Origin of the sequence: Nocardiopsis sp. CC223A, assembly GCF_030766825.1 — a bacterium.
Lineage (GTDB): Bacteria > Actinomycetota > Actinomycetes > Streptosporangiales > Streptosporangiaceae > Nocardiopsis.
In genome coordinates this window covers 22,462-45,858 of record NZ_JASFDV010000059.1, presented here as the reverse complement: position 1 = coordinate 45,858, position 23,397 = coordinate 22,462, and the positions used below count along the sequence as shown (strand labels likewise).

Below are 23,397 nucleotides of genomic sequence, written 5' to 3'. Positions count from 1 at the left end.
AAGAAGTCCGCCTAATGGGATCTGCCGGGTCGGTAAGACCCGGCCCTGCGGCCGGCTCGGCAACCGCCTGGCCGACGTCCTGCACGGGTGCCTGAAGACCCGCACCCTCTACGACGAAGCGACCGCTCGGTCGCACCACGCACACCCCCATGCCGCTTGACACCGAACGACACGGGGTGTCCGACACCTCGCCGGGCACCCCCGGACCGAGGACACGCGGCCCCGCCACCGCCCCTTTCACCGCGTCCGTGGTGTGAGATGGCGCCAGGGGGTGGTGCACTGTGGCGCCGACGGATGCTCAGGGCGAATACCTGTTCGACGAGCTGGTCCGGTCGGTGCACGACCGGGCACCGCTGGAGGTCCTGGAGGCGGTCGAGTCCTACGCCGCGGCCATCGGCCTGGGCCGGATCATCGTCTACGTGGTCGACCTCCAGCAGCGCCTCCTGGTCCCGCTCACCGAGGGCGAACCCCTCCCGGTGGACGGCACCACCGCCGGCAGCGCCTACCGCTCCGAGACCCTGCGCCTGGCCGAGGGCGACGGCGAACTCGAACTGTGGCTGCCGCTGCGCGACGGGGTCGACCGCATGGGCGTCCTGTACGTGTGCGCCCCCTTCCTGGACGAGCCCACCCTGCGCCGCTGCCAGACCCTCGCCGCCCTGCTGGCCCTGATCATCACGTCCAAACGCGCCTACAGCGACACCTACGCCCGGCACACCCGCACCCGCCCGGTGCATTTGCGCACCGAGATGCTGCGCGCCTTCCTGCCGCCCCGCACCCTGGGCACCGCCCGCGGCATCTCCACCGCCGTCCTGGAACCCGCCTACGAGTTGGGCGGCGACGCCTTCGACCACTCCATCACCAAGGACGTCCTGCACGTGGCCATCCTCGACGCGATGGGCCACGACCTCGCCTCCGGCCTGACCGCGTCCGTGGCCATGGCCGGCGCCCGCAGCGCCCGCCGCAACGGAGCGGGACTGCGCGACCTCACCGCCGAGGTGGAGGAGGCGCTCACCACCTGGCTGCCCGAACGCTTCTGCACCGGTGTCTTCGCCACCCTGAACCTGAGCAGCGGCCTGTTCTCCTGGGTCAACTGCGCCCACCCCGCCCCGCTGCTCATCCGCAAGGGGAGACTGTCCCCGGGCGCCCTGGAACGCGACTCCGAACTCCCCCTGGGCCTGGCCGAGGTCGGCGCGGACGCCGGGGCGCGCACCGTCCATGAACTCCGTCTCGACCCGGGCGACCAGATCCTGCTCTACACCGACGGGGTGACCGAGGCCCACGACGAGCAGGGCCGCATGTTCGGCCTGGAACGGTTCGCCGACTTCATCATCCGCGCCACCTCCGCCGAGGAACCCGCCCCCGAGACGCTGCGGCGGCTCATCCACTCCATCCACGACCACCAGCGCGGCAGCTTCACCGACGACGCCACCATCATGCTGCTGGAGTGGACCCCCGACGGGCCCGGCGCGAAGGGGTGAACCACCCGCTCACCACAGGGCCAGGACCCGGCTGGGCCCGCCGGAGGCGTCCGCGCCCGGCAGCACGCCGACGGTGAGCAGGGCCCCCGCGGGCGGCAGCCGGTCCAGACCCCGCAGTGCCTCCAGGCCCCACCGGTCGGCCCGGCCCACCACTTCGTGGGCCTCGAACTCCGCGGACACGGCCGGGTCGGTGCTGAGCGTGTCCACCCCGGTGCCGACGATCCCCCGCCGGGAGATGAGGAAATCGCAGGCCTGGGCCGAGAATCCGGGGAAGTGCCACGACCCGTCCCCGGCCGCGCCGCGCACCGCGGCGTCGCCCCGTTCCCAGCGGGCGCTCCACCCCGAGTGCATGAGCACCGCCGAGCCACGCGGGATCTCCCCGTGCGTGCGCTCGAACGCCAGCACGTCGTCCACCGTCACGGCGGTGTCGGGATCCTCGGCGGCCCGGGCGGAGATGTCGATCACCACGGCGGGCGCCACCAGCTCCTCGGGGCGGATGTCGGGCACCATCCGGCCCCCGCCGATCACGTGGCCGGGCGCGTCCAGGTGGGTGCCGGTGTGCTCGCCCAGTGTCCACCGCTGCACGTAGAACCCGAACTCGCCGTCGGGGGCGGGCCCGGTGACCGTCTCCCGGCGCGGCTTCTCGTCGTCCCACCCCGGCAGGGTCGGCGTGATCACATGGCTGAGGTCGGCGACGTTCCGGTACCCCTGCGGCCACGGGAGGCGCTCCGCCGGAGACCGTCCGCCCCCGGAGACGGCGGCCCCGGCCGCCCCGGCCGCCCCGGCCGCCCCGGCCGTCCGGGCCCGGACGGTCTCACCGGTCCCGTGCAGACACATGTGCCACTCCTCGTGCTCGCTCCACCGCGGTACGCCCGGTCCACGGGCGCTGCCACCCTACCGGGGTCGGACAGGGGTTCGGCCGGGGGCGCGGCAGGGCAGGAAGCAGGGGCGAGCGCCACTGCGACCCCCGGAGACACCGATGCCCCAGACTCCCGGCGACCCCTGGTGGAAGTCCGCCGTCGTGTACCAGATCTATCCGAGCAGCTTCCAGGACGGGGACGGCGACGGAATGGGCGACCTCCCCGGCGTCATCGACCGGCTCGACTACCTGCACACCCTCGGGGTGGACGTGGTGTGGCTGTCGCCGGTGTACCCCTCGCCCCTGGACGACAACGGCTACGACATCAGCGACCACCTCGACATCCACCCCCGGTTCGGGACCCTGGCCGACTGGGACCGGCTGCGCGACGGCCTGCACGCGCGCGGCATGCGGCTCATCATGGACCTGGTCGTCAACCACACCAGCGACGAGCACCCCTGGTTCGTCGACTCCCGGGCGTCGCGGGACTCCCCCTACCGCGATTTCTACTTCTGGCGCCCGGGCCGCGGGGACGGCCCGCCCAACAACTGGGGCTCGGTCTTCTCCGGTCCCGCCTGGACCCGCGACGACGCCACCGGCGAGTACTTCCTGCACCTGTTCAGCCGCCGCCAGCCCGACCTGAACTGGGAGAACCCCAAGGTCCGCGCACAGGTGCACGCCATCGCCCGCTGGTGGCTGGACCGGGGCGCCGACGGGTTCCGGATGGACGTCATCAACTTCGTGTCCAAGGTCCCGGGGCTGCCCGACGGCCCCGTGCCGCCCGGGGGCCGGTACGGCCTGTTCGCGGAGTACTCCATCAACGGGCCCCGGCTGCACGAGTTCCTCGGCGGGTTGCGCGACGCCGCCTTCGCCGGGCGGGACGTGCTCACGGTGGGGGAGATGCCGGGGGTGGACGTGGAGCAGGCCCGCGCGCACACCGACCCGGAGGGCGGTGAGGTGTCCATGGTCTTCCAGTTCGAGCACGTGGACCTCGACCACGGGCCCGGCGGCAAGTTCGACCGGGTGCCACTGGACCTGCGCCGCCTCAAGGGTTCCCTGGACCGCTGGCAGCTCGGGCTGGCCGACCGGGGGTGGAACAGCCTGTACCTGAACAACCACGACCAGCCCCGGGCGGTGTCCCGGTTCGGCGACGACGGGGAGCACCGGGTGGCCTCGGCCAAGACCCTGGCCACCACGCTGCACATGATGAGGGGGACCCCGTACGTCTACCAGGGCGAGGAACTGGGGATGACCGACGCCGGCTTCTCCGACATCTCCGAGTACCGCGACGTGGAGACCCTCAACCACCACCGCCACGCGCTGGCCGCCGGGGCGGACGGGTCACGGGTGATGGCGGGGATCGCCCGGATGAGCCGGGACAACGCGCGCACCCCGATGCAGTGGGACGCCTCTCCGAACGCCGGGTTCACCACCGGCACCCCCTGGATCGCGGTCAACCCGAACCACACGGAGATCAACGCCGAGGCGGCGCTGGCCGACCCCGACTCGGTGTTCCACCACTACCGGCGGCTCATCGCGCTGCGCAAGGAGCACTCGGTGGTCGTGCACGGGGCCTACACCCCGCTGCTGCCCGACCACCCGGCCCTGTACGCCTACACCCGCACGCTGGACGGCACGGTGCTGACGGTGCTCGCCAACTGGAGCAGGGACACGGTGGCGGTGGCCCCGGACCCCGCCGTCGCAGGGCCCCGTCCGGAGCTCCTGCTGGGCACCCATCCGGCGGCGGAGGGGGTGTTCGCGCCGCTGCGGCCCTGGGAGTCGCGCGTGCTGCTGTCCCGCTGAGCCCGGCGGGGCGCGCCGGTGACCTGCGGGAGCCTTCCTCCGAAGCGATTTCAACTTTTTTGAAATGTCGGCGAAGTGAGGTTAGACTAACCTTCGTTTGTCGGGGTCATCCCGTTTCGCCCCTTTGCGCCTCCCCCGGGTCTCCCGACCCGTGCGCAGCGGCCGCCTGCCCAAAGCACGGCCGATCCCCATCGAGAAAGCACCTGTGCACATGGACTCCACCCTGCGCCGCGCCGGCGGCATCGGAATCGCGGCCCTGCTGACCCTGGGCCTCGCCGCCTGCGGGACCCCCGCCGAGGAGGAGGCTCCCGCGGCGGACTCGGCCGACGGAGCCTTCCCCGTCAGCGTCGAGAGCGCCCTGGGCACCGCCGAGATCCCCGCCCAGCCCGAACGGATCGTCACCCTGGGCCAGGGCTCCGCGGAGACCGCCATCGCCCTGGGCACCGTCCCCGTCGGCGTCGAGAGCTACGAGTGGGGCAGCGACGAGACCGGCTACCTCCCCTGGGTCCACGAGGCCGTCACCGAGGCCGGCGCCGAGCTGCCCGCCCAGTTCGCCGGGGCCGACGACATCGACTTCGAGGCCATCATCGAGCTGGAGCCCGACGTCATCCTCGCCCCCTGGTCCGGTGTCACCCAGGAGCAGTACGACGTCCTCACCGACATCGCCCCCACGGTCGCCTATCCCGACCTGCCCTGGAGCACCGACTGGGACCAGCAGATCGAGATCATCGGGCAGGCCCTGGGCAAGCCCGAGGAGGCCCAGGGGCTCATCGAGGAGATCGAGGCGCAGTTCGAGGAGGCCGCCGCCGCGCACCCCGAGTTCGCGGACCTGACCTTCTCCTACATCTACAACACCGGCCCCGGCACCCTCGGTGTCTTCCTGCCCGACGAGCAGCGCGTCGCCATGGTCCGCGGCCTGGGCCTCCAGGTCGACCCGATCGTGGAGACCTTCCCCGAGACCGAGGGCACCGACTCCGCCGTCATCGGCCTGGAGAACGCCGACAAGCTGGCGGACAGCGACCTGGTCTTCACCTTCTACAGCAGCCCCGAGAACCGTGAGGAGATCGAGGCCCAGGACCTGTACCAGGCGATCCCCGCCGTCGAGCGCGGCTCCGTCGTCGCCCCCGAGGACCAGCCTTTCGTCACCGCCTCCTCCATCATCAACCCGCTCACCGTCCCCTGGACGCTGGAGCGCTACGTGCCCCTCATCGAAGAGGCCGCCGCGAACCTCGACGGCTGACCCGCACCGGTAAGGCGACTGTGAGAACACGCACGACGCCGCCCCGGACCGGCCCCGCCCGCGCCGTGCTCATGCTCGGCGCGGGCGCCGCCGCGCTGTCCGGGGCGATCCTGCTCAGCCTCGTCGCGGGCGGCAAACCCACCCCGATCCCCGAGGTCTGGCGGGTGCTCACCGGCGGGGCCGACCCCTACATCACCACCGTGGTGCACAGCCGCGTCCCCCGCACCGCCCTGGGCATCCTGGTCGGGGCGGCCCTGGCCCTGGCGGGCACCCTCATGCAGGGTGTCACCCGCAACCCCCTGGCCGACCCCGGGCTGCTCGGCGTCAACGCCGGGGCGGCGGCCGCCGTGGTCACCGCCACCGCCCTGTTCGGACCCACCTCGGTCACCGGCACGGTGTGGTGGGCGCTGCCCGGCGCCCTGGCGGCGGGACTGGCCGCCTACGCCGTCGGCAGCCGTGGCGGCGACGCGGGCCTGGTCCGCCTGGTCCTGGCCGGGGCGGTGGTCTCCGCCGTGCTCATGGCCTACGTCCAGGCGATCGCGCTGAGCATGCCCGACACCTTCGACAGCTACCGCTACTGGGTGGTGGGCTCCCTGGCCGGACGCGGATTCGACGTGATCGCCGCGGTGCTGCCGGTCATCGGTGCCGGGCTGCTGCTCGCCCTGCTCACCATGGGCGGCCTCAACGCCCTGGCCCTGGGTGAGGAGGCGGCCACCGCCACCGGGGCCAACCCGGTCTGGACCCGCTCGGCCGGACTGGTGGCGGGCGTGCTGCTGGCCGCCGGGGCCACCGCCGCGGCCGGGCCCATCGCGTTCGTCGGCCTGGCCGTGCCGCATGTGGTGCGGGCCCTGGTCGGCGTCGACTTCCGCCTCCAGGTGCCCTTCGCGCTCCTGGTCGGCCCCGTCCTGCTGCTGCTCGCCGACGTGGTGGGCCGCACGGTGGTGCGGCCCATCGAGCTCATGGTCGGCGTGGTCACCGCGTTCGTCGGCGCCCCCGTGCTGCTGTACGCGGTCCGGAAGATGCGGACCATCTCATGAACCGAACCCTCACCGGGACCGCCCCGCAGGCTCCGGCCGCCACCCGACACGACCCCGTGCTGCGCCTGGGCCGGGCCGTGGCCCTGCCCGTCCACCCGCGCTCCCTGTTGTGGGGGGCGCTGCTGCTGCTCGCGGTGCTCGCCGTCGCGGTCGCCACACTCTCCCTGGGTCGGCTCGGCATCCCGCTGCCCCGGATCCCCGCCGTGGTCGCCGGCGGCGGCGAGGGCACCGAGACGTTCGTGTTCGAGCGCCTGCGCGGACCCCGGCTGACCGTCGCCCTGGGTACCGGAGCCGCGCTGGGCCTGTCCGGTGCGCTCTTCCAGTCGGTCACACGCAACCCGCTGGGCAGTCCCGACGTCATCGGACTCAGCGCGGGTGCCGGGGCCGGCGCGGCCTGTGCCGCACTGCTGCTGCCCGGCGTCGTCCCGGTACCGCTGGGCGCGCTGGCCGGTGCGGCCCTGTCCATGGCCGTCGTGGCGGCCGCCACCGGGACCGGGCTGCGCCACCCAGGGCGGCTCATCGTCGCCGGGATCGGTGTGGCTGCCATGGCCCATGCCTTCACCCACTTCGTGGTGTCGGTCCTGGCCCGCGACCAGGCGAGCGTGCTGTCGGCCTACATCAACGGCAGCCTGGGCGCCCGTGACTGGGACCATGCCGTGACCATCTGGGGCGTGGTCCTGCTCGCGGTGCCGCTGCTGCTGTACCTGGCCGGTCCCGTGGCCGTCAACGAGATGGGCGACGAGCTCTCCGACGCCCTGGGCGCCTCCGCGGCCCGCACCCGCACCCTGGCCATCGGCCTGTCGGTGGTGTTGTCGGCGGCCGCCGTGGCCGTGGCCGGGCCGATCGCGTTCGTGGCACTGACCGCGCCGCAGATCTCCCGCCGGCTCACCGGGGCGACCGGCCCCCACCTGGTCCTGTCCGCGATCACCGGCGCCCTCCTGCTGGCCGCCGCGGACCTGGGCGTCCAGCAGTCGCCCGTCGGCGACGGCCTGCCCGTCGGCCTGTTCACCATGGCCCTGGGCGGCGTCTACCTGGGCCACCTGCTCATCCGCGAATGGCGAAAGGGAGCCCTATGAGCCCGGTACTGTCCGCCGAGGCCCTCACCCTGGGGTACGGGGCCGAGCCGGTCGTGCGCGACCTGGACCTGAGCATCGCCGACGGCGAGTTCACCGTGATCGTCGGCCCCAACGGGTGCGGAAAGTCCACCCTGCTCAAGGCCCTGGGGAGGATCAACAGACCGATCTCGGGCCGGGTGCTGCTGCACGGCACCGACATCCGGGCCCAGCGCGCCAAGGCGGTCGCCCGCCGAATGGCCATGCTGCCGCAGAGCCCCACCGCCCCCGAGGGCATCACGGTGCGCGGGCTGGCCGCCCGCGGCCGGTTCCCGCACCACACACTGCTGCGGCAGTGGAGTCCGGCCGACGACGAGGCCGTCGATCGCGCCCTGGAGGCGACCGGGCTCACCGGCCTCGCCGACACCCGGGTGGGATCCCTGTCGGGCGGCCAGCGCCAGCGGGCGTGGGTGGCGATGGTCCTGGCCCAGGACACCGGGGTGCTCCTGCTCGACGAACCGACCACCTACCTGGACATCGCCCACCAGTACGACCTGTTGGAGCTGTTCGCCGACCTGCACCGGCGCGGCCGCACCGTGGTCGCGGTGCTGCACGACCTGGCCCAGGCGGCGCGGTTCGCCACCCGCCTGGTGCTCATGGACCGGGGGAGTGTGGTCGCCGACGGGGCCCCGGAAGAGGTCATCACGGCCGACCGGGTGCAGCAGGTCTTCGGATTGCCCTGTGACGTGGTGCCCGACCCGCGTACCCGCACCCCGCTCGTCATCCCGCACGAGCGGTCCTGAGCGCTCGCCCCGACGCACTCGGATGCCGTGACCATCCGGATGCGGGCGCCATCCGGAGGTGGCGCCCGCTGGGAACGGAGGCCGTCCGGGGGGCGGGGGTCCGTGTGCGGTGGTCGCCGGAACCCGGTGGGTTTTCGGATGTCGGTGTCATTCGCGTGTGGTCGGCATCGGGATGTTCGGCCCATCCGGGTGCGCGGGGTGTCGGTGTACGGGCGTGCGAACGTGGATGGCGTGCGAGTGCCGAGGCCGTCCGGGGGGCGGGTGTCCGTGTGCGGTGGTCGCCGGAACCCGGTGGGTTTTCGGATGTCGGTGTACGGGCGTGCGAACGCCGAGGCCGTCCGGGCTACTCCTGCCTGGCGGCCTTGAACTCCTCCCACTGGGCGAGGAGCGCGTCGTGGTGGTCGTCCAGCCAGGTCATGTAGTCGTGCATGTTCCGCAGCCGGGTGCGGGCGTGGGGCTTGAGCCCCGGCAGCCGCTCCAGGGCGTCGGCCGCCAGCGCCTTCTGCCGTTGGAGGTAGGTGCGCTCGTTGCGCAGGAACCCGCCCCAGACGTCCTCGTCCACGGTGACGCGGCGGGTCCGTTCGCCGGGCGTCTCGACCAGGTCCACGAACCCGGCCTTGCGCAGCCGGCGCACCGCCTCCGACACCGAGCCGCGGCTCACCCCGGCCCCCTCGGCGATCTGCTCGGCGCTGACCGCCTCGTCGTCGGCGACCAGCAGGTAGCCCAGGATGCGCCCCTCGGACCGGGGCCCGCCCTGAGCGTGCCAGTGGTCCGCGAAGCGTTGGACGAAATCGTTCCGGAACCCCTGTTCCGCGTGGTTCTCCCGCTCTTCCGGCATGGGCACGACCTTATCGGTCACCGCCCGGGTCGCGGGTCCGGTCCGCGGTCCGCGCGCAGCGACTCCAGCATGGGCTCCAGTGCCTCCCACACGGCGTCCAGGTCGCCCGGGCCGCTGCGGTCGGCCAGCCACAGTGCGGCCTCGTTCATCGCCCCGGAGAGCAGGTGCGCCGCGGGCTCCACCGGGCGGGGCGCCAGGATCCCCGCCGCCGCCAGGTCGGTCAGTGCCTCGGTGAGGTGGCGGGCCGAGTTGGCCTCGTCCATCTCCCGCCAGGTGCTCCAGCCCAGCACGGCCGGGCCGTCGACCAGCATGATCCGGCGGACGTCGGGGGCGGTCGCGGCGGCCAGGAAGGCCCGGCATCCGGCGGTGAGCCGGTCCCACGGGTCGGGTTCGGCGTCGGCGGTGGCCGCGACGGCGGCGGCGACCTCCTCCTGGACCTCGTGCAGGACCGCCCGGAACAGCGCGGGCTTGCCGTCGAAGTGGTGGTAGAGCGCGCCCTTGGTGACCTTCGCCGCGGCCACGATCCCGCTGAGGCCGACGTCCGCATAGCCGTGTTCGGCGAACAGGCGACGGCCCTCGCGCAGCAGGGTGCGGCGGGTCTGTTCGCGCTGCCGGGCGCGCACCCCGGTGGTCTCGGGCATGGGGTGTCCCTCCGATCATTGACATACCGACGGTATGTGAATATCCTAGTTCACATACCGATGGTACGCGAAAGGAAGCGTCATGAAGCTGAACTCCTTCTATCCGGTCCTGGGCACCACCCGCCTCCCCGAGTCCCGCGACTTCTACGTCACCTGGTTCGGCTTCGAGGAGACCTTCGCCGCGGACTGGTACGTCAGTCTGCGCCGCCCCGGTCCGCCCGACATCGAACTGGCCCTGCTGGACCCCACCCACCCCACCGTCCCGGAGGGCTTCCGGGAGCCCGCGCGCGGGATCCTGCTGAACTTCGAGGTGGCCGACGTCGACGCCGAGTGGGAGCGCCTGGTGGTGCGCGGCGGCCTGCACCCCGAACTGGGGATCCGTACCGAGGAGTTCGGGCAGCGGCACTTCATCGTGGCCGACCCCGCCGGAGTGCTCGTGGACGTCATCACCGAGATCCCGCCCGGCGAGGAGTACGCCGCGAACTTCCTGGACCGCTGAGCCCGCCCCGCCGCCTACCCTGGTGTCACCCCACCCCCGTCACACCCAGCGGAGGCGACACCATGGCCCTGACCCCGGCACAGGCCTCGGAGCTGGCCGCCCGCGCGCACGCCGGGCAGGTCGACAAGGCCGGCCGCCCCTACACGGAGCACGTCCACGCGGTCCGCGACCTGCTGGCCGCCCACGGCGAGCACGCCCAGATGGCCGGGGTCCTGCACGACGTGCTGGAGGACACCGGCCTCACCGCCGACGACCTGCGCGCCCGCGGCTGCCCGGAGGAGGTCGTGCGCGCCGTGGTCGCGGTCAGCCGCCGCCCCGACGAGACCTACGACGAGCTCATCGCCCGCGCGGCCGCCGACCCGCTGGGCCGCCTGGTCAAGCTGGCCGACAACGCGCACAACTCCGACGAGGCCCGGCTGGCCGCCCTGCCCGCCGAACAGGCGGGGCGGCTGCGCGCCAAGTACGCGCGGGCCCGCGCCGTCCTGGAGGGCGCCGAGATCCGGGGGACGCTCGTCGTCCTCTACACTCCACAGCCGGACGAGTGCCGCACCTTCTACCAGGCGCTGGGCCTGCGGTTCGTGCGCGAGCGCCACGGCGCCGGCCCCGAGCACCACGCGGCGGTCCTGGCCGACGGCCTGGTGCTGGAGCTGTACCCGGCCACGGAGAAGCGCACCACCGGCGCGCCGCGCCTGGGATTCACGGTCCCGGCGCACCGCACCGATCCCGCCCTGGAGCCGGGCCGGTACACGTTCACCGACCCCGACGGGCGCCCGGTCGACGTGCACGTGGCGTGACCAGGGCGACCTCTGGCACACGTGCGTTGATACCAGCCGGTCGGTATGCTGGACCGGACGTACGAACGGGTGCGCCGCCGGGGGCGGCGGCGACGAGATGGGGCGGGACATGGCGATGGCACGGCGCACGGCCGAGGCGGGGACCGGACGCGGATCGGTGCCCGAGCGCCTGCTGGACGCCGCGACCCGGCTGTTCGCCGAACGCGGCTACGAGGGCACCTCCGTCCAGGAGATCGTGGTCTCCGCCGGGGTCACCAAGGGTGCCATGTACCACTACTTCGGCTCCAAGGACGACCTGCTCTACGAGGTGTACGCCCGGGTGCTGCGCATGCAGACCGAGCACCTGGTGCGCATCTCCCGGCTCGACGCCCCGGTCACCGAGCGCGTGCACGCCGCCGCCGCCGACGTCATCGTCACCAGCATCGCCAACCTCGACGACACCGTCATCTTCTTCCGCTCCATGCACCAGCTCAGCGAGGAGAAGCAGCGCGAGGTGCGCAGCGAGCGCCGCCGCTACCACGAGATCTTCCGCGACATGGTCCAGGAGGGCCAGGACGCGGGTGTCTTCCGCGACGACCTCTCCGCCGACCTGGTGGTCAACTACTACTTCGGTTCGGTCCACCACCTGAGCACCTGGTACCACCCCGGCGGCGCGCTCACCGGCCAGGACGTGGGCCGCCACTTCGCCGACCTGCTCGTCGCGGGGCTGCGCCCGGAGAAGTAGCCCGGACACGGGGGAGAGGGGCCGGGGTCCTCCCCGGCCCCTCTCCCCGTTCCCGCGGCCGGACGTATCCGGTTCCCGCGGTCGGGCGTACGCGGTCAGGCGTACTTGCGCAGCTCGGCGCGGCCCAGCGAACGCAGATGCACCTCGTCGGGCCCGTCCGCGAGCCGCAGCGAGCGCGCCCCGGCCAGCCACCCCGCCAACGGCAGGTCCTGGCTGACCCCGGCGGCGCCGTGCGCCTGGATGGCCCGGTCCAGGATCCGCTCCACCGTGCGCGGGGTGGCGATCTTGATCGCCTGGATCTCGGTGTGCGCCCCCTTGTTGCCCACCGTGTCCATCAGCCACGCCGTCTTGAGCACCAGCAGCCGCAGCTGCTCGATCTCCACCCGCGACTCGGCGATCCACTCGCGCACCACGCCCTGGGCGGCCAGCGGGCGTCCGAACGCGGTGCGTTCCAGCACCCGGCGGCAGGTCAGCTCCAGGGCCCGTTCGGCCATGCCGATCAGCCGCATGCAGTGGTGGATGCGGCCCGGCCCCAGGCGGGCCTGGGCGATCGCGAAGCCCTCGCCCGCGCCGCCGATGAGGTTCTCCGCGGGCACACGCACGTCCTCGAAGACCACCTCGGCGTGCCCGCCGTGGTCGCCGTCGGCGTAGCCGTACACCGTCATGCCCCGTACGACCGTCAGCCCGGGGGTGTCGCGGGGGACCAGGACCATGCTCTGCTGGCGGTGCCGGTCGGCGTCCGGGTCGGTCTTGCCCATGACGATGAAGACCGCGCACTCGGGGTTGAGCGCGCCGGTGATGAACCACTTGCGCCCGTTGATCACGTACTCGTTGCCGTCGCGGACGATGCTCGTGCCGATGTTGGTGGCGTCGGAGGAGGCCACCGCGGGCTCGGTCATCGCGAACGCCGAACGGATCTCGGCGTTCAGCAGCGGGTCCAGCCACCGCTTCTTCTGCTCGGGGGTGCCGAACATCGTCAGCACCTCCATGTTCCCGGTGTCGGGGGCGGCGCAGTTGAGCGCGATGGGGCCCAGCCGGGGGCTGCGTCCGGTGATCTCGGCCAGCGGCGCGTAGGCGAGGTTGCTCAGCCCCCCGTGTTCGGGGTGCCCGGCCAGGAAGAGGTTCCACAGGCCGCGCTCGCGCGCCTTCTCCTGGAGCCCGCGCACCACCGGGGCGGTCGACCAGGGGTTCTCGCGCTCGGCCAGCTGTTCTTCCAGCACGGGCTCGGCCGGGTACACGTGCTCGTCCATGAAGGCGAGCAGCCGTTCGCGCAGCTCCTCGGTGTCCTTGTCGAAGGCGAAGTCCATCGGTCAGTCCTCCTTGAGCATGGAGTGGGCGGCGGCCACCAGGGGGGCGACCACCTCGCCGATACGGTCGAAGCCGGCGCCCACGGTCAGTCCTTGCGTGTGGCGGAAGTGGATGCCCTCGGCGATCACCGCCAGCTTGAAGCAGCCGAAGGCCACGTACCAGCCCAGCCGGGACACGTCCCGGCCGGTGGAGCGGGCGTACAGCGCCACCAGCTCATCGGCGGCGGGGTAGCCCTCCGCCGCGGTGGCGGCCGGTACCCCGACGTCCACGGGGCGGTTCTGGTAGACGAGCATCAGCCCCAGGTCGACCAGCGGGTCGCCCAGGGTGGCCATCTCCCAGTCCAGGACGGCGGAGATGCCGCCCTTGTCGGTGACCAGCACGTTGTCGAGCCGGTAGTCGCCGTGCACGATCGCGGGGGCCGACGGCTCGGGCAGCGTCCGGGCCAGCTTCTCGTGCAGCTCGTCGATGCCGGGGATGTCGCGGCTGCGGGAGGCGTCCAGCTGCTTGCGCCAGCGCCGCACCTGCCGCTCCAGGAATCCCTCGGGGCGGCCGAAGTCGCCCAGGCCGACCTGTGCCGGGTCCACCGCGTGCAGGTCGCCCAGTGTGGTGATGAGCGCTTCGGCGACCGCGCGGGTCCCCTCGGCGCCCAGCGGGGCGATCTGGTCGCGGGTGCGCATCGGGGTCCCCTCCACGTACTCCATGACGTAGAACGGGGCGCCCAGCACCTCGGGGTCCTCGCACAGCAGGTGGGTGCGCGGCACCGGGACCGCGGTGTCGCGCAGCGCCGTCATCACCCGGTACTCGCGGGCCATGTCGTGCGCGGTGGCGAGCACGTGGCCCAGCGGCGGGCGGCGCACCACCCAGGAACCGGTGCCGTCGGTGACCAGGTAGGTGAGGTTGGACTTGCCGCCCGTGATCACCCGTCCCGCCAGCGGCCCGCCGACCAGGCCGGGTGCGGCCAGGTCCAGGTGCGCGCGCAGCCGTTGCGGGTCCAGCCCGGGCAGTTCCTCAGTCATGCGTTCCCTCGTTGTCGAACACTTTGGCCTGCAACCGTCGCATCCCCGCCAGCCAGCGGTCGGGGTCGGCGGCGCGGCCCGCGTAGTAGTCGGCGACCTGCGGGTGGGGCAGGATCAGGAAGCGGCCGTCGGCCATCCCCTCCAGGACGGCGTCGGCGACCTCCTCGGGGGTGATCGCGTCCCCGGCCAGGATCGCCTTGCCCTGCGGTCCGCTCTCCTCCAGCAGGCCGGTGCGCACGCCCAGCGGGCACACGCACTGGACGGTGATGCCGCGGTCCCCGTAGGTCGCCGACATCCATTCGCCGAAGGAGAGGGCGGCGTGCTTGGTCACCGAGTACGGGGCGCTGCCCAGCATGGTGAGCAGACCGGCCGCCGACACGGTGCCGATGAAGTGCCCGCGGCCGCGCTCCAGCCAGCCGGGCAGCAGCTCGCGAGCGGCGCGCACGTGCGCCATCACGTTGACCTGCCAGGCCAGGTCCCAGTCGGCCTCGGGGGCGTCGGGGCCCCCGCCGACACCCACACCGGCGTTGGCGACGTACAGGTCGATGCCGTTCAGGTGGGCAGCGGCCTCGGCGATCAGTGAGGTGACCCCGGCCTCGCTCGCCGCGTCGCCGGGGACGGCCACCCCGCCGATCTCGGCGGCCACGGCGGAGGCGGCGTTCGCGTCGAGGTCGTTGACGACGACCCGTGCACCGGCGGAGGCCAGACGGCGGGCCAGGGCGGCGCCGATACCGTTCCCGGCGCCGGTGACGACGGCGCCGATTCCGTTGAGGTCCATCACACGCCTCCGGTCAGGGTGGTGCCGCCGTCCAGGACCAGGGTGCGCCCGGTGACCCAGGACGCGTCGTCGGAGAGCAGGAAGGCGACGGCGCCCGCGACGTCCTCGGGACGGCCCAGGCGGTTCAGCGGGTACTGGGCGGCGACCTTCTCCTCGCGGCCCTCGTACAGGGCGGCGGCGAACTTGGTCTTGACGACGGCCGGGGCCACGCCGTTGACCCGCACCGTGGGGGCCAGCTCCACGGCGAGTTCCTCGGTGATGTGGATGAGCATGGCCTTGGTGGCGCCGTAGAAGCCGATCCCCGGGGCGGGTTTGATCCCGGCGACGGAGGAGACGTTGACGATGGCACCGCCGTGCTCGGCCATCCAGGCCTTGTACGCCTTCTGCACCCAGGAGATCGCGGAGAGCGCGTTGACCTCGACGATCTTGCGGGCGGCGTCGAGATCGAGGTCGACCATGCGGCCGTACACCGGGTTGATGCCGGTGTTGTTGACGAACAGGTCGACACCGCCGAAGGCCGCGAGGGTGGCGGCGATGGCCGCGTCCTGGTGCTCGGGGTCGTCGGTGCGGCCCGCGACGCCGATGGCGTGCTCGGGGCCGCCCAGGGACTCGACGGCCTCCTGAAGGGGGCCGGGCTTGCGCGCGGTGATGCACACGCGGGCGCCCTCGTCGACGAGGCGCCGCGCGATGGCCAGACCGATGCCGCGGCTGGCACCGGTGACGATGGCGGTCCGGCCGCCGAACCGGGAAGTCATCACATTCTCCTTAGACCGACTGGTCGGTATGTTGCTGTGGACTCTATGCCCACCGGAAGCGCGCCGCAAGGGGCGCGCGGGGCGCGGGGCGGCACAATGGCCCCTGCGGTCCGCGCGGGGCCGCCGCAGCGAGACACGAAAGGCTTCCACCATGGCGACCGGAGTGGCCGACGCCCCCGAGAACGAGCGCTACGAGATCCGCGTCGACGGCGAGGTGGCCGGCTTCGCCGAGTACATCCTCACCGACGGGCTCATCACCTTCACCCACACCGAGATCGATCCGGGCCGCGAGGGCCGGGGGCTGGGCGGGGCGCTGGTCCGCGGCGCCCTGGACGACGTGCGCGGCCGCGGCCTGGACGTGCTCCCGCTGTGCCCGTTCGTCAAGGGCTGGATCCAGCGCCACCCCGACTACGCGGACCTGGTGTACGGGGTGTCCGGGGGGTGACGGTGATCGGGAGGGGGCCGCGCGTTCGCGCGGACCCCCTCCGCTCCGGCAATTCGGACATTTCATGATCTACGCCGTCAAGGTACTGCTTTCGGTCACCACGGATCCGGGTGTCCCGGGATCAGGCGGTGGGGTCGATCACGAGCTTGCCGATCGTGCCCCGCGAGCGCAGTGCCTCGTGCGCCTCCCGGGCCCGGGCCAGCGGGTGGACGCCGCCCGTGATCGTCCGCAGGTCGCCGTCGGCCACCAGCGTGAACATCTCCGTCATCGCCTGGCCCATCACGTCCCCCGGCAGCAGCCACACGTGCGGCAGCCACATCCCGGCCACCGTGGTGGAGAACCGCATGAGGTTGGGCAGCTTGACCGGGGAGGGGAGTTCGCGCGAGGCCATGCCGTAGAAGGCCAACCGTCCGAACGGGGCCAGGGCGCGCACGCTCTCGTCGGTGACCCGGCCGCCCACCATGTCCAGGACGACGTCGACCCGGCGGCCCTCGTTGGCCTCGATCAGCGCCGCCGTCATGTCCGGGGCGGCGGAGTCCACGACGGCGTCCGCGCCCAGCTCCAGGGCCAGGTCGCGCTTGTCCGCGCTGCTCGCCACCGCGATCACCCGGCCCGCGCCGAACAGCCTGGCCAGCTGCACGGCCAGGGTGCCCACCCCGCCCGCGGCGGCGTGCACCACCACGGACTCCCCGGGCTGCATGCGGGTGCTCTTGCGGAGCAGGACCCAGGCGGTGGCGCCCTGGACGATGAGGGCCAGGGCGGCCTCGTCGGAGACGCCCTCGGGGATGTCGTAGGCCATGTTCGGGTCGACCACGGCCTTCTCCGCGTAGCCGCCGCCGGTGGTCAGGGCGACGATCCGGCGGCCGTCGGCGGTGCGCCCGGCCACCTCCGAGCCCGGTACCAGGGGCAGGGTGGCGGGGGCCAGGTAGCTGTTCTCGGCCTGGTGGGTGTCGGCGTAGTTGATCCCGGCCCGGGTCACCTCGACCAGGAGCTCGTGCGGCTTCGGCTCGGGGTCGGGGAGCTCGGTGAGGGTGAGGACCTCGGGTCCGCCGAACTCCGTGATCTGAATGGCGCGCATGGCGGGTCTCCGTTCGTCCGTGTCATACCGACCGGATGGTATGTTACCCGCCGGTCGCCCGAAAGTCCTCCCCAGGGCCCAGGGGGCTTGCACCAAGTTACCTAACGCTGTTAGGTGTGGGGTGGGCCACAAGCAGAGGAGAGTGCGGCAGTGACTGAGAACGTGGTGACGACGACCGGCGGCCGGGTCCGCGGCACGGACTCGCCCCGCTCCGAGGACGGAAGCGTCATCGTCCACCGGAGCATCCCCTACGCGGCCGCGCCCTTCGGCGAGCACCGGTTCGCCGCCCCCGCGCCCGCCGCCCCCTGGGACGGGGTCCGGGACTGCACCGCGTTCGGGCCGCCCGCCCCCCAGCGCCCCCACCTGGTCGGTGCGGCCGCCTGGTCGCCGGAGATGTCCGGTGACTGCCTCACCCTCAGCGTCTGGAGCTCCGCCCGCCCCGGCGACCGCGCCCCCGTCCTGGTGTGGATCCACGGTGGCGCCTACATCGTCGGCGCCTCCTCCGAACCCGCCTACGACGGCACCCGACTGGCGGAGAGCGGCCTGGTCGTGGTCGGCGTCAACTACCGGGTCGGCTTCGAGGGCTTCGGCCACGTCCCCGGCCGCCCCGACAACCGCGGCCTGCTGGACCAGATCGCCGCCCTGCGCTGGGTCCGCGACAACATCGAGGGCTTCGGCGGCGACCCCGGTAACGTCACCGTCGCCGGGGAGTCCGCCGGGGCCGGGTCGGTGGTCTGCCTGATGGCCGCCCCCGACGCGCGGGGCCTGTTCCGACGCGCCATCGCCCACAGCGTGCCCGGCGACATGATCACCACCGGCACCGCGCGGTTCATCGGCGAGCGCATCGCCCGGGCCGCGGGGGTCCCCTACGAGGCCGAGAGCCTGGCCGCGCTGTCGCCCGAGAAGGTGCTGGACGCGGTCGACGCGGTCCTGGCCGACTCGCCCTCCGGCGGCTTCAAGCCCTTCACCTGCTTCACCCCCGTGGTCGGTGGTCCGGAACTGCCCGAGGAGCCCCTGGCGGCGATCGCTCGCGGCGGGGCGGCCGGGGTCGACCTGCTCACCGGGCACAACGCCCACGAGTTCCGGCTGTTCACCGAACTGGGCCAGGAGGTGCGGATCGACGAGGAGGAGGTCCTGCACGCGCTGGTGTCCCGGCTGGGGTTGCGGAAGGACGCCCTGGAGGTGTATCGGGGCACGCTGCCCGGAGCGCCGGTGCGCGAGCTGTTCAACGCGATCCAGAGCGACGCCATGTTCTGCGAGTACACCGCCCGGCTCGCCGAGGCGCACGTCGACGGAGGCGGTCGCGCGTTCTTCTTCCTGTTCGCCGCCCGGAGCACGGTGCTCGGCGGTCGCCTGGGCGCCTGCCACGGCCTGGACCTGCCGTTCGCGTTCGGCAATCTGGACGGCGACTTCGGGGCGTTCCTGTTCGAGGGCGGGCCGGGGGAGGAGCACCACGCCCTGTCGGCGCGGATGATCGCCGCCTGGCGCGACTTCGCGGCCACCGGCGACCCGGGCTGGCCCGCCTCGACCTCCGCGGCCCTCTCGGTCAAGGAGTGGAACACCCCCGACGCCCTGCACCCGGAGCTGGTCGCCCCGGCCCGCGCGGTGTGGGCGGAGGTCTCCCTCGCCCCCAAGTAGGAGCCCGGACACCGCGGTGCCCCGCCCCCCCTTCCGGGGACGGGGCACCGTGTCGTGCACGCGCCTAGCGGCCGAGTCCGGCGCGGCGCAGCGCGTCGGCCATCGCCCCCTGCGGGGCGGCCTGCCGCCCGCCGCGGTCGCCCGCGTTGCCGCCCAGGTCGCGGTTGCCGTTGCCCCGGTTGCCGTTGCCGCGGCGCCGGTCGCCCTGACCGCCGTTGCCGCCGCGCTCGCCCCGGTCCCCGCGGCGGTCCCGGTCCCCGCGGCGGTCCCGGCCGCCGCCCGCCGGAGCGTCGTCGGTGAGCCGCATGGTCAGCGAGATCCGCTTGCGCGGGATGTCGACGTCCTGCACCTTGACCTTGACGATGTCGCCCGGCTTGACGACCTCGCGCGGGTCCTGCACGAACCTGTCGGACATCGCCGACACGTGCACCAGGCCGTCCTGGTGGACGCCCACGTCGACGAACGCGCCGAACGCCGCCACGTTGGTGACCACGCCCTCCAGGACCATCCCCGGGGCCAGGTCGTCGAGCGTTTCCACACCCTCCTTGAAGGTGGCGGTGGTGAACGCCGGACGCGGGTCGCGGCCGGGCTTGTCCAGTTCGGCGAGGATGTCGGTGACCGTGGGCAGGCCGAAGGTCTCGTCCACGAACTCCTGCGGGCGCACCTTGGACAGCACGTCCTTGTTGCCGATGAGCGAGGGCAGGTCGACCCCGGTCCGGTCCAGGATGCGGCGTACCACCGGGTAGGCCTCGGGGTGCACGGCGGAGGCGTCCAGCGGGTCGTCACCGCCGGGTACCCGCAGGAAGCCCGCGCACTGCTCGAACGCCTTGGGTCCCAGGCGCGGCACCGACCTGAGCTGTTGGCGGGTGCGGAAGGGGCCGTTGGCGTCGCGGTGGGAGACGATGTTGCGGGCCAGGGTGGAGGTGATGCCCGACACCCGGGTCAGCAGCGGCACGGAGGCGGTGTTGACGTCCACGCCGACGCCGTTCACGCAGTCCTCGACCACGGCGTCCAGGGAGCGTGACAGTTTCGTCTCGGCCAGGTCGTGCTGGTACTGGCCGACGCCGATCGACTTGGGGTCGATCTTGACCAGTTCGGCCAGCGGGTCCTGGAGCCGGCGGGCGATGGAGGCGGCGCCGCGCAGTGACACGTCCAGGTCGGGCAGTTCCTCGGAGGCGTAGGCGGAGGCGGAGTACACCGAGGCGCCCGCTTCCGAGACCATCACCTTGGTCAGGGACAGCTCGGGGTGGCGTTTGAGCAGGTCGGCGGCCAGGCGGTCGGTCTCGCGGGAGGCGGTGCCGTTGCCGATGGCGATCAGGTCGACCCCGTGGGCCCTGCACAGCCGGGCCAGCCGGTCGATGGAGCCGTCCCAGTCGTTGCGGGGGGCGTGCGGGTAGACCGTGTCGGTGGCGACGACCTTGCCGGTGGGGTCGCAGACGGCGACCTTCACGCCGGTGCGCAGGCCCGGGTCCAGGCCCAGGGTGGCGCGGGTGCCGGCGGGGGCGGCCAGCAGCAGGTCGCGCAGGTTGGCGGCGAACACGTTCACGCCGTCGTCCTCGGCCTGCTGCCACAGGCGCATCCGGACGTCGATGTCGAGCCGGACCAGGATGCGGGTGCGCCAGGCCCAGCGGACGGTGTCCTGGAGCCAGCGGTCGGCGGGGCGGCCGCGGTCCACGATGCCGAAGTGGTGGGCGATGGCGTTCTCGTAGGAGGAGCGGGGGACGGTGCCGTCGGGGTTCTCGGCCGGGGTGTCCTCGGGCTCCAGGGTGAGGGTGAGGACCTCCTCCTTCTCGCCCCGGTACATGGCCAGGACGCGGTGGGAGGGGAGCGCGGTGAGGGGCTCGGAGAAGTCGAAGTAGTCGGCGAACTTGGCGCCGGACTCCTCCTTGCCCTCGCGGACGGCGGAGACCAGGCGGCCCTTCTGCCACAGGCGCTCGCGCAGCAGGCCGGTGAGGTCGGCGTCCTCGGCGAAGCGCTCCACGAGGATGGCGCGGGCGCCGTCCAGCGCGGCCTTGGTGTCGGCGACGCCCTTGTCGGTGTCGACGTAGGGGGCCGCGGTCTCCTGCGGGTCCAGGCCCGGGTCGCCGATCAGCGCCTCGGCCAGCGGTTCGAGTCCGGCCTCTCGGGCGATCTGGGCCTTGGTGCGGCGTTTGGGCTTGTAGGGGAGGTAGATGTCCTCCACGCGGGCCTTGGAGTCGGCCTCCAGAATGCTCCGCTCCAGGTCCTCGGTCAGCTTGCCCTGGGACCGGATCGACTCCAGGACGGCGGCCTTGCGCTCGTCGAGCTCCCGCAGGTAGCGCAGGCGTTCTTCCAGGGCGCGCAGCTGGGCGTCGTCCAGGGTACCGGTGGCCTCCTTGCGGTAGCGGGCGATGAAGGGCACGGTCGCCCCGCCGTCGAGGAGGTCGACGGCGGCCTTGACCTGGTGGGTGCCGACGCCGAGTTCCTCGGCGATGCGCTGGTCGATCGTGGGTGTCGCAGGGGTCGTCACTGGTGTGTGTCCACTCGTCGGGTGTTCGGTGCGGGCCCATTCTGCTGTCGCGGGCGGACATTGTCATTTCGGCCGCGCCCGTGTTCGGCGCGGGTCGCCGGCCCCGGGGGCGGGCAAGACGGGGCGAAGGCGGACAGCGCGCACGGCGGGTGTGCGGTGGGGCCCGTGTGCGGAGAACCGGGTGTCGACGGGGGCGCGGGGCGTCGGGTCCGGGCGGTCAGCCCTCGCCGCCGAGGTAGTCCGGGGCGTAGTACTCGTCCAGGGGGACCGGGCCGCGGTAGCCCTGGCACATGCACTGGCGGTAGGTGGAGCTCTGCGAGCCGGTCCAGCGGCCGGGGATGACGACCTGGGTCTGGCACTTCTTGGTCTGCTGGTCGTGGAAGACCAGGTGGTGGCCGCAGCCGCACAGGGGCTGCGGGGTGCGGTCGCCGGTGTTCAGGGCCCTGGCCTGCTCCTGTTTGCGCTGTTCGGCGACGGCCTCCCGGGCCTGGCGTCTCGTGACGATGCGGCCGACCACGAAGCCTCCCAGAGCGATCGCCGCACCGAACACCATGGAGAACGGATCCATCCGTCGCCACCCCTTCCCTCGACCCGCGGCCCCGCGTCCGGGGCCCGATCCCATTGTCGCCCATTGCCCTGTGGGACGACCGGGCCCCCGCGTAGGTTCCCCGGGTCGGTGTGTCGGCGCGGTCGCCGGGAGTATCCCAAAGATTTCTTTGCACATATATCTTTGCAAAGAAATCTTTGGGATAGCGTCGTGGCATCACCGACAAGGAGCCGCGCATGACCTCCGTACCCCCCACGGCCCCGGCCCGGACCGACCGCCTCGGCGGCGCCTTCCACCGCCTGCTGGCCGCGTCCGGGCTGACCAACCTCGGCGACGGCATGCTCGCCACCGCGCTGCCGCTGATCGCCGCGACCCTCACCCACGACCCGCTGGCCGTCGCCGGGCTGCTCGCCTCCCGGTTCCTGCCCTGGCTGCTCGTCGCCCCCTTCTCCGGGGTGCTGCTGGACCGCGTCGACCGGCTGCGCGCCATGGCCGTGGCCAACGCGGTCGCCGCCGCGACCGTCGCCGTGCTGGCGGCGGTCGTCGCGCTGGGCGCCACCGAGATGTGGATCCTGTACGCGGTCCTGTTCCTGGTGAGCACCTGTGAGACCGTCTCGGACCCGGCCGCCCGGATCAGCGTGGCCCGGCTGGTGCCGGGGCGGCTCCTGGACCGGGCCAACGGCAGGCAGGAGGGGATGCACCTGGTCGCCCAGGACTGCCTGGCCAAACCGGTCGCCGGGCTGCTGTTCGCGGTCGCCGCCCTGCTCCCGGTGGCCGGGGCCGCCCTCTCCTACGCGCTGTGCGCCCTGCTGGTGCTCTCCATCGTCCTGTTGCTGCGCCGCCGGCCGGAACCCGACGGCGACGCGGCCCCCGGCGGGCCGGACGGGGAGCCGAGGCCGGGAGTGCTGCGCTCCCTGCGCGAGGGGCTGGGCCACGTGTTCGGCGACCGCCTCCTCCGCCGCCTGATGTTCTCCAACGCCGGGACCATGGCGGGCATACAGACGGGCACCGCCGTGATGGTGCTGTACGTCCAGCAGGTGCTGGAGGTGCCCGCCGCCCTCTACGGCCTGTTCCTGGCGGCCATCGCCGTCGGCGGGGTCCTCGGGGCGGCGGTGACCTCCCGGCTGGTGCTCGCGATCGGCCGCCGGGCCGTGATGATGAGCGGCTACCTGGGCCTGGGCCTGGGCCTGGCCGCGATGGCGTTCACCACCGATCCCCTCGTGGCCGCCGCGGCCTGGGCTCTGGTCGGCCTGTCCATGAGCATCTCCAACATCGCCGGGTCGGTGTTCTTCCAGACCGTCGTGCCCGACCACCTGCGCGGCCGGGTGGCCGCGGCCCTGCGCACCGTCGGCTGGGGCACGGCCCCGGTGGGCGCACTGCTCGGCGGGCTGCTGGGCCGGATCGACCTCGCCCTGCCCTACCTGGTCGGCGGCCTGCTCATCGTCGTCACGGCCCTGGCCTTCCGACGCACCATCGCGGAGCTCGCCCGCCTGTGCGACGGGGCCACCGCGGACCTGGCCGGAGCGGGCCGATGAGGGGGACCGGTGCGACACCTGCCCGACCGCTACGGTGAAGC

The 23,397-nt window shown here is 73.0% G+C and carries 22 protein-coding genes; 12 read left to right on the top strand and 10 right to left on the bottom strand.

Going from position 1 to position 23,397, the window contains the following annotated elements:
- The first annotated feature begins 281 nt into the window (after nt 1-281).
- Nucleotides 282-1,478, top strand: a complete 1,197-nt coding sequence (locus QJS33_RS21520) for a PP2C family protein-serine/threonine phosphatase (protein WP_306369842.1) — start codon at nt 282-284, stop codon at nt 1,476-1,478.
- Nucleotides 1,479-1,487: 9 nt separating this feature from the next.
- On the opposite strand, the gene QJS33_RS21515 is transcribed toward QJS33_RS21520, so the two are convergent.
- Nucleotides 1,488-2,315, bottom strand: coding sequence for a cyclase family protein (locus QJS33_RS21515; RefSeq protein WP_306369841.1), 828 nt, complete (start codon nt 2,313-2,315; stop codon nt 1,488-1,490).
- 142 nt (nt 2,316-2,457) lie between these two features.
- Between QJS33_RS21515 and QJS33_RS21510 the strand changes: the two genes are divergently transcribed.
- The 5 genes from QJS33_RS21510 to QJS33_RS21490 all read left to right on the top strand — a co-directional run bounded on the left by QJS33_RS21510 (nt 2,458) and on the right by QJS33_RS21490 (nt 8,272).
- A complete protein-coding gene (locus tag QJS33_RS21510) occupies nt 2,458-4,140 on the top strand; it encodes an alpha-glucosidase (protein WP_306369840.1) in 1,683 nt (560 codons plus the stop codon).
- A gap of 211 nt (nt 4,141-4,351) precedes the next feature.
- Nucleotides 4,352-5,380: an iron-siderophore ABC transporter substrate-binding protein gene (locus QJS33_RS21505; protein ID WP_306369839.1), complete on the top strand. Its 1,029-nt coding sequence runs from the start codon at nt 4,352-4,354 to the stop codon at nt 5,378-5,380.
- A gap of 71 nt (nt 5,381-5,451) precedes the next feature.
- Nucleotides 5,452-6,417, top strand: a complete 966-nt coding sequence (locus QJS33_RS21500; protein WP_306369845.1) for an iron ABC transporter permease — start codon at nt 5,452-5,454, stop codon at nt 6,415-6,417.
- Complete coding sequence (locus QJS33_RS21495) at nt 6,414-7,493, top strand: iron chelate uptake ABC transporter family permease subunit (RefSeq protein WP_306369838.1); 1,080 nt, start codon at nt 6,414-6,416, stop codon at nt 7,491-7,493. Before QJS33_RS21500 ends, QJS33_RS21495 begins: the two co-directional genes overlap by 4 nt.
- A complete protein-coding gene (locus QJS33_RS21490; RefSeq protein ID WP_306369837.1) occupies nt 7,490-8,272 on the top strand; it encodes an ABC transporter ATP-binding protein in 783 nt (260 codons plus the stop codon). Before QJS33_RS21495 ends, QJS33_RS21490 begins: the two co-directional genes overlap by 4 nt.
- Before the next feature lie 343 nt (nt 8,273-8,615).
- Here the strand turns inward: QJS33_RS21490 and QJS33_RS21485 are convergent, their stop codons facing one another.
- A complete protein-coding gene (locus QJS33_RS21485) occupies nt 8,616-9,110 on the bottom strand; it encodes a GbsR/MarR family transcriptional regulator (RefSeq protein ID WP_306369836.1) in 495 nt (164 codons plus the stop codon).
- Nucleotides 9,111-9,127: 17 nt separating this feature from the next.
- Nucleotides 9,128-9,751, bottom strand: coding sequence for a TetR/AcrR family transcriptional regulator (locus QJS33_RS21480; RefSeq protein WP_306369835.1), 624 nt, complete (start codon nt 9,749-9,751; stop codon nt 9,128-9,130).
- A gap of 82 nt (nt 9,752-9,833) precedes the next feature.
- Here QJS33_RS21480 and QJS33_RS21475 point away from each other — a divergent pair, with 82 nt between their 5' ends.
- The 3 genes from QJS33_RS21475 to QJS33_RS21465 all read left to right on the top strand — a co-directional run bounded on the left by QJS33_RS21475 (nt 9,834) and on the right by QJS33_RS21465 (nt 11,768).
- A complete protein-coding gene (locus QJS33_RS21475) occupies nt 9,834-10,250 on the top strand; it encodes a VOC family protein (RefSeq protein ID WP_306369834.1) in 417 nt (138 codons plus the stop codon).
- Between the two features lie 62 nt (nt 10,251-10,312).
- A complete protein-coding gene (locus tag QJS33_RS21470) occupies nt 10,313-11,044 on the top strand; it encodes a VOC family protein (protein WP_306369833.1) in 732 nt (243 codons plus the stop codon).
- Between the two features lie 109 nt (nt 11,045-11,153).
- On the top strand, nt 11,154-11,768 hold the full coding sequence (locus tag QJS33_RS21465) for a TetR/AcrR family transcriptional regulator (protein ID WP_306369832.1): 615 nt from the start codon (nt 11,154-11,156) through the stop codon (nt 11,766-11,768).
- Nucleotides 11,769-11,863: 95 nt separating this feature from the next.
- Here the strand turns inward: QJS33_RS21465 and QJS33_RS21460 are convergent, their stop codons facing one another.
- From QJS33_RS21460 to QJS33_RS21445, 4 genes are read right to left on the bottom strand one after another with little or no spacing between them, the layout of a single operon-like run.
- A complete protein-coding gene (locus QJS33_RS21460; RefSeq protein WP_306369831.1) occupies nt 11,864-13,075 on the bottom strand; it encodes an acyl-CoA dehydrogenase family protein in 1,212 nt (403 codons plus the stop codon).
- 3 nt (nt 13,076-13,078) lie between these two features.
- Nucleotides 13,079-14,092: a phosphotransferase family protein gene (locus tag QJS33_RS21455; protein WP_306369830.1), complete on the bottom strand. Its 1,014-nt coding sequence runs from the start codon at nt 14,090-14,092 to the stop codon at nt 13,079-13,081.
- A complete protein-coding gene (locus QJS33_RS21450) occupies nt 14,085-14,870 on the bottom strand; it encodes an SDR family oxidoreductase (protein ID WP_306369829.1) in 786 nt (261 codons plus the stop codon). Before QJS33_RS21450 ends, QJS33_RS21455 begins: the two co-directional genes overlap by 8 nt.
- Complete coding sequence (locus tag QJS33_RS21445) at nt 14,870-15,625, bottom strand: SDR family oxidoreductase (RefSeq protein ID WP_306369828.1); 756 nt, start codon at nt 15,623-15,625, stop codon at nt 14,870-14,872. Before QJS33_RS21445 ends, QJS33_RS21450 begins: the two co-directional genes overlap by 1 nt.
- Before the next feature lie 151 nt (nt 15,626-15,776).
- On the opposite strand from QJS33_RS21445, the gene QJS33_RS21440 reads away from it, so the two are divergent.
- Nucleotides 15,777-16,070 (top strand): GNAT family N-acetyltransferase, encoded by a 294-nt coding sequence (locus tag QJS33_RS21440; protein WP_306369827.1) that lies wholly within the window; start codon nt 15,777-15,779, stop codon nt 16,068-16,070.
- A gap of 121 nt (nt 16,071-16,191) precedes the next feature.
- On the opposite strand, the gene QJS33_RS21435 is transcribed toward QJS33_RS21440, so the two are convergent.
- Nucleotides 16,192-17,148 (bottom strand): NADPH:quinone oxidoreductase family protein, encoded by a 957-nt coding sequence (locus QJS33_RS21435; RefSeq protein ID WP_306369826.1) that lies wholly within the window; start codon nt 17,146-17,148, stop codon nt 16,192-16,194.
- A 150-nt stretch (nt 17,149-17,298) separates the two neighbouring features.
- Here QJS33_RS21435 and QJS33_RS21430 point away from each other — a divergent pair, with 150 nt between their 5' ends.
- Entirely contained in the window at nt 17,299-18,786 is a 1,488-nt protein-coding gene (locus QJS33_RS21430; RefSeq protein ID WP_306369825.1) for a carboxylesterase/lipase family protein, read from the top strand.
- A 64-nt stretch (nt 18,787-18,850) separates the two neighbouring features.
- Here the strand turns inward: QJS33_RS21430 and QJS33_RS21425 are convergent, their stop codons facing one another.
- Both QJS33_RS21425 and QJS33_RS21420 read right to left on the bottom strand, forming a co-directional pair.
- Nucleotides 18,851-21,274: a Tex family protein gene (locus QJS33_RS21425; RefSeq protein WP_306369824.1), complete on the bottom strand. Its 2,424-nt coding sequence runs from the start codon at nt 21,272-21,274 to the stop codon at nt 18,851-18,853.
- 217 nt (nt 21,275-21,491) lie between these two features.
- Entirely contained in the window at nt 21,492-21,842 is a 351-nt protein-coding gene (locus QJS33_RS21420; protein WP_306369823.1) for a hypothetical protein, read from the bottom strand.
- 215 nt (nt 21,843-22,057) lie between these two features.
- Between QJS33_RS21420 and QJS33_RS21415 the strand changes: the two genes are divergently transcribed.
- Nucleotides 22,058-23,356, top strand: a complete 1,299-nt coding sequence (locus QJS33_RS21415; RefSeq protein ID WP_306369822.1) for an MFS transporter — start codon at nt 22,058-22,060, stop codon at nt 23,354-23,356.
- Nucleotides 23,357-23,397: the final 41 nt, after the last annotated feature.

Bases quoted from the DNA above. Each gene is read 5' to 3' on its own strand.
- QJS33_RS21515 (WP_306369841.1), bottom strand. From the start codon at position 2,315: ATGTGTCTGCACGGGACCGGTGAGACCGTCCGGGCCCGGACGGCCGGG.
- QJS33_RS21440 (WP_306369827.1), top strand. From the start codon at position 15,777: ATGGCGACCGGAGTGGCCGACGCCCCCGAGAACGAGCGCTACGAGATC.
- QJS33_RS21415 (WP_306369822.1), top strand. From the start codon at position 22,058: ATGACCTCCGTACCCCCCACGGCCCCGGCCCGGACCGACCGCCTCGGC.
- QJS33_RS21460 (WP_306369831.1), bottom strand. From the start codon at position 13,075: ATGGACTTCGCCTTCGACAAGGACACCGAGGAGCTGCGCGAACGGCTG.
- QJS33_RS21455 (WP_306369830.1), bottom strand. From the start codon at position 14,092: ATGACTGAGGAACTGCCCGGGCTGGACCCGCAACGGCTGCGCGCGCAC.
- QJS33_RS21420 (WP_306369823.1), bottom strand. From the start codon at position 21,842: ATGGATCCGTTCTCCATGGTGTTCGGTGCGGCGATCGCTCTGGGAGGC.
- QJS33_RS21435 (WP_306369826.1), bottom strand. From the start codon at position 17,148: ATGCGCGCCATTCAGATCACGGAGTTCGGCGGACCCGAGGTCCTCACC.
- QJS33_RS21445 (WP_306369828.1), bottom strand. From the start codon at position 15,625: ATGACTTCCCGGTTCGGCGGCCGGACCGCCATCGTCACCGGTGCCAGC.
- QJS33_RS21465 (WP_306369832.1), top strand. From the start codon at position 11,154: ATGGCGATGGCACGGCGCACGGCCGAGGCGGGGACCGGACGCGGATCG.
- QJS33_RS21480 (WP_306369835.1), bottom strand. From the start codon at position 9,751: ATGCCCGAGACCACCGGGGTGCGCGCCCGGCAGCGCGAACAGACCCGC.
- QJS33_RS21510 (WP_306369840.1), top strand. From the start codon at position 2,458: ATGCCCCAGACTCCCGGCGACCCCTGGTGGAAGTCCGCCGTCGTGTAC.
- QJS33_RS21490 (WP_306369837.1), top strand. From the start codon at position 7,490: ATGAGCCCGGTACTGTCCGCCGAGGCCCTCACCCTGGGGTACGGGGCC.
- QJS33_RS21500 (WP_306369845.1), top strand. From the start codon at position 5,452: ATGCTCGGCGCGGGCGCCGCCGCGCTGTCCGGGGCGATCCTGCTCAGC.
- QJS33_RS21485 (WP_306369836.1), bottom strand. From the start codon at position 9,110: ATGCCGGAAGAGCGGGAGAACCACGCGGAACAGGGGTTCCGGAACGAT.
- QJS33_RS21505 (WP_306369839.1), top strand. From the start codon at position 4,352: ATGGACTCCACCCTGCGCCGCGCCGGCGGCATCGGAATCGCGGCCCTG.
- QJS33_RS21475 (WP_306369834.1), top strand. From the start codon at position 9,834: ATGAAGCTGAACTCCTTCTATCCGGTCCTGGGCACCACCCGCCTCCCC.
- QJS33_RS21450 (WP_306369829.1), bottom strand. From the start codon at position 14,870: ATGGACCTCAACGGAATCGGCGCCGTCGTCACCGGCGCCGGGAACGGT.
- QJS33_RS21470 (WP_306369833.1), top strand. From the start codon at position 10,313: ATGGCCCTGACCCCGGCACAGGCCTCGGAGCTGGCCGCCCGCGCGCAC.
- QJS33_RS21495 (WP_306369838.1), top strand. From the start codon at position 6,414: ATGAACCGAACCCTCACCGGGACCGCCCCGCAGGCTCCGGCCGCCACC.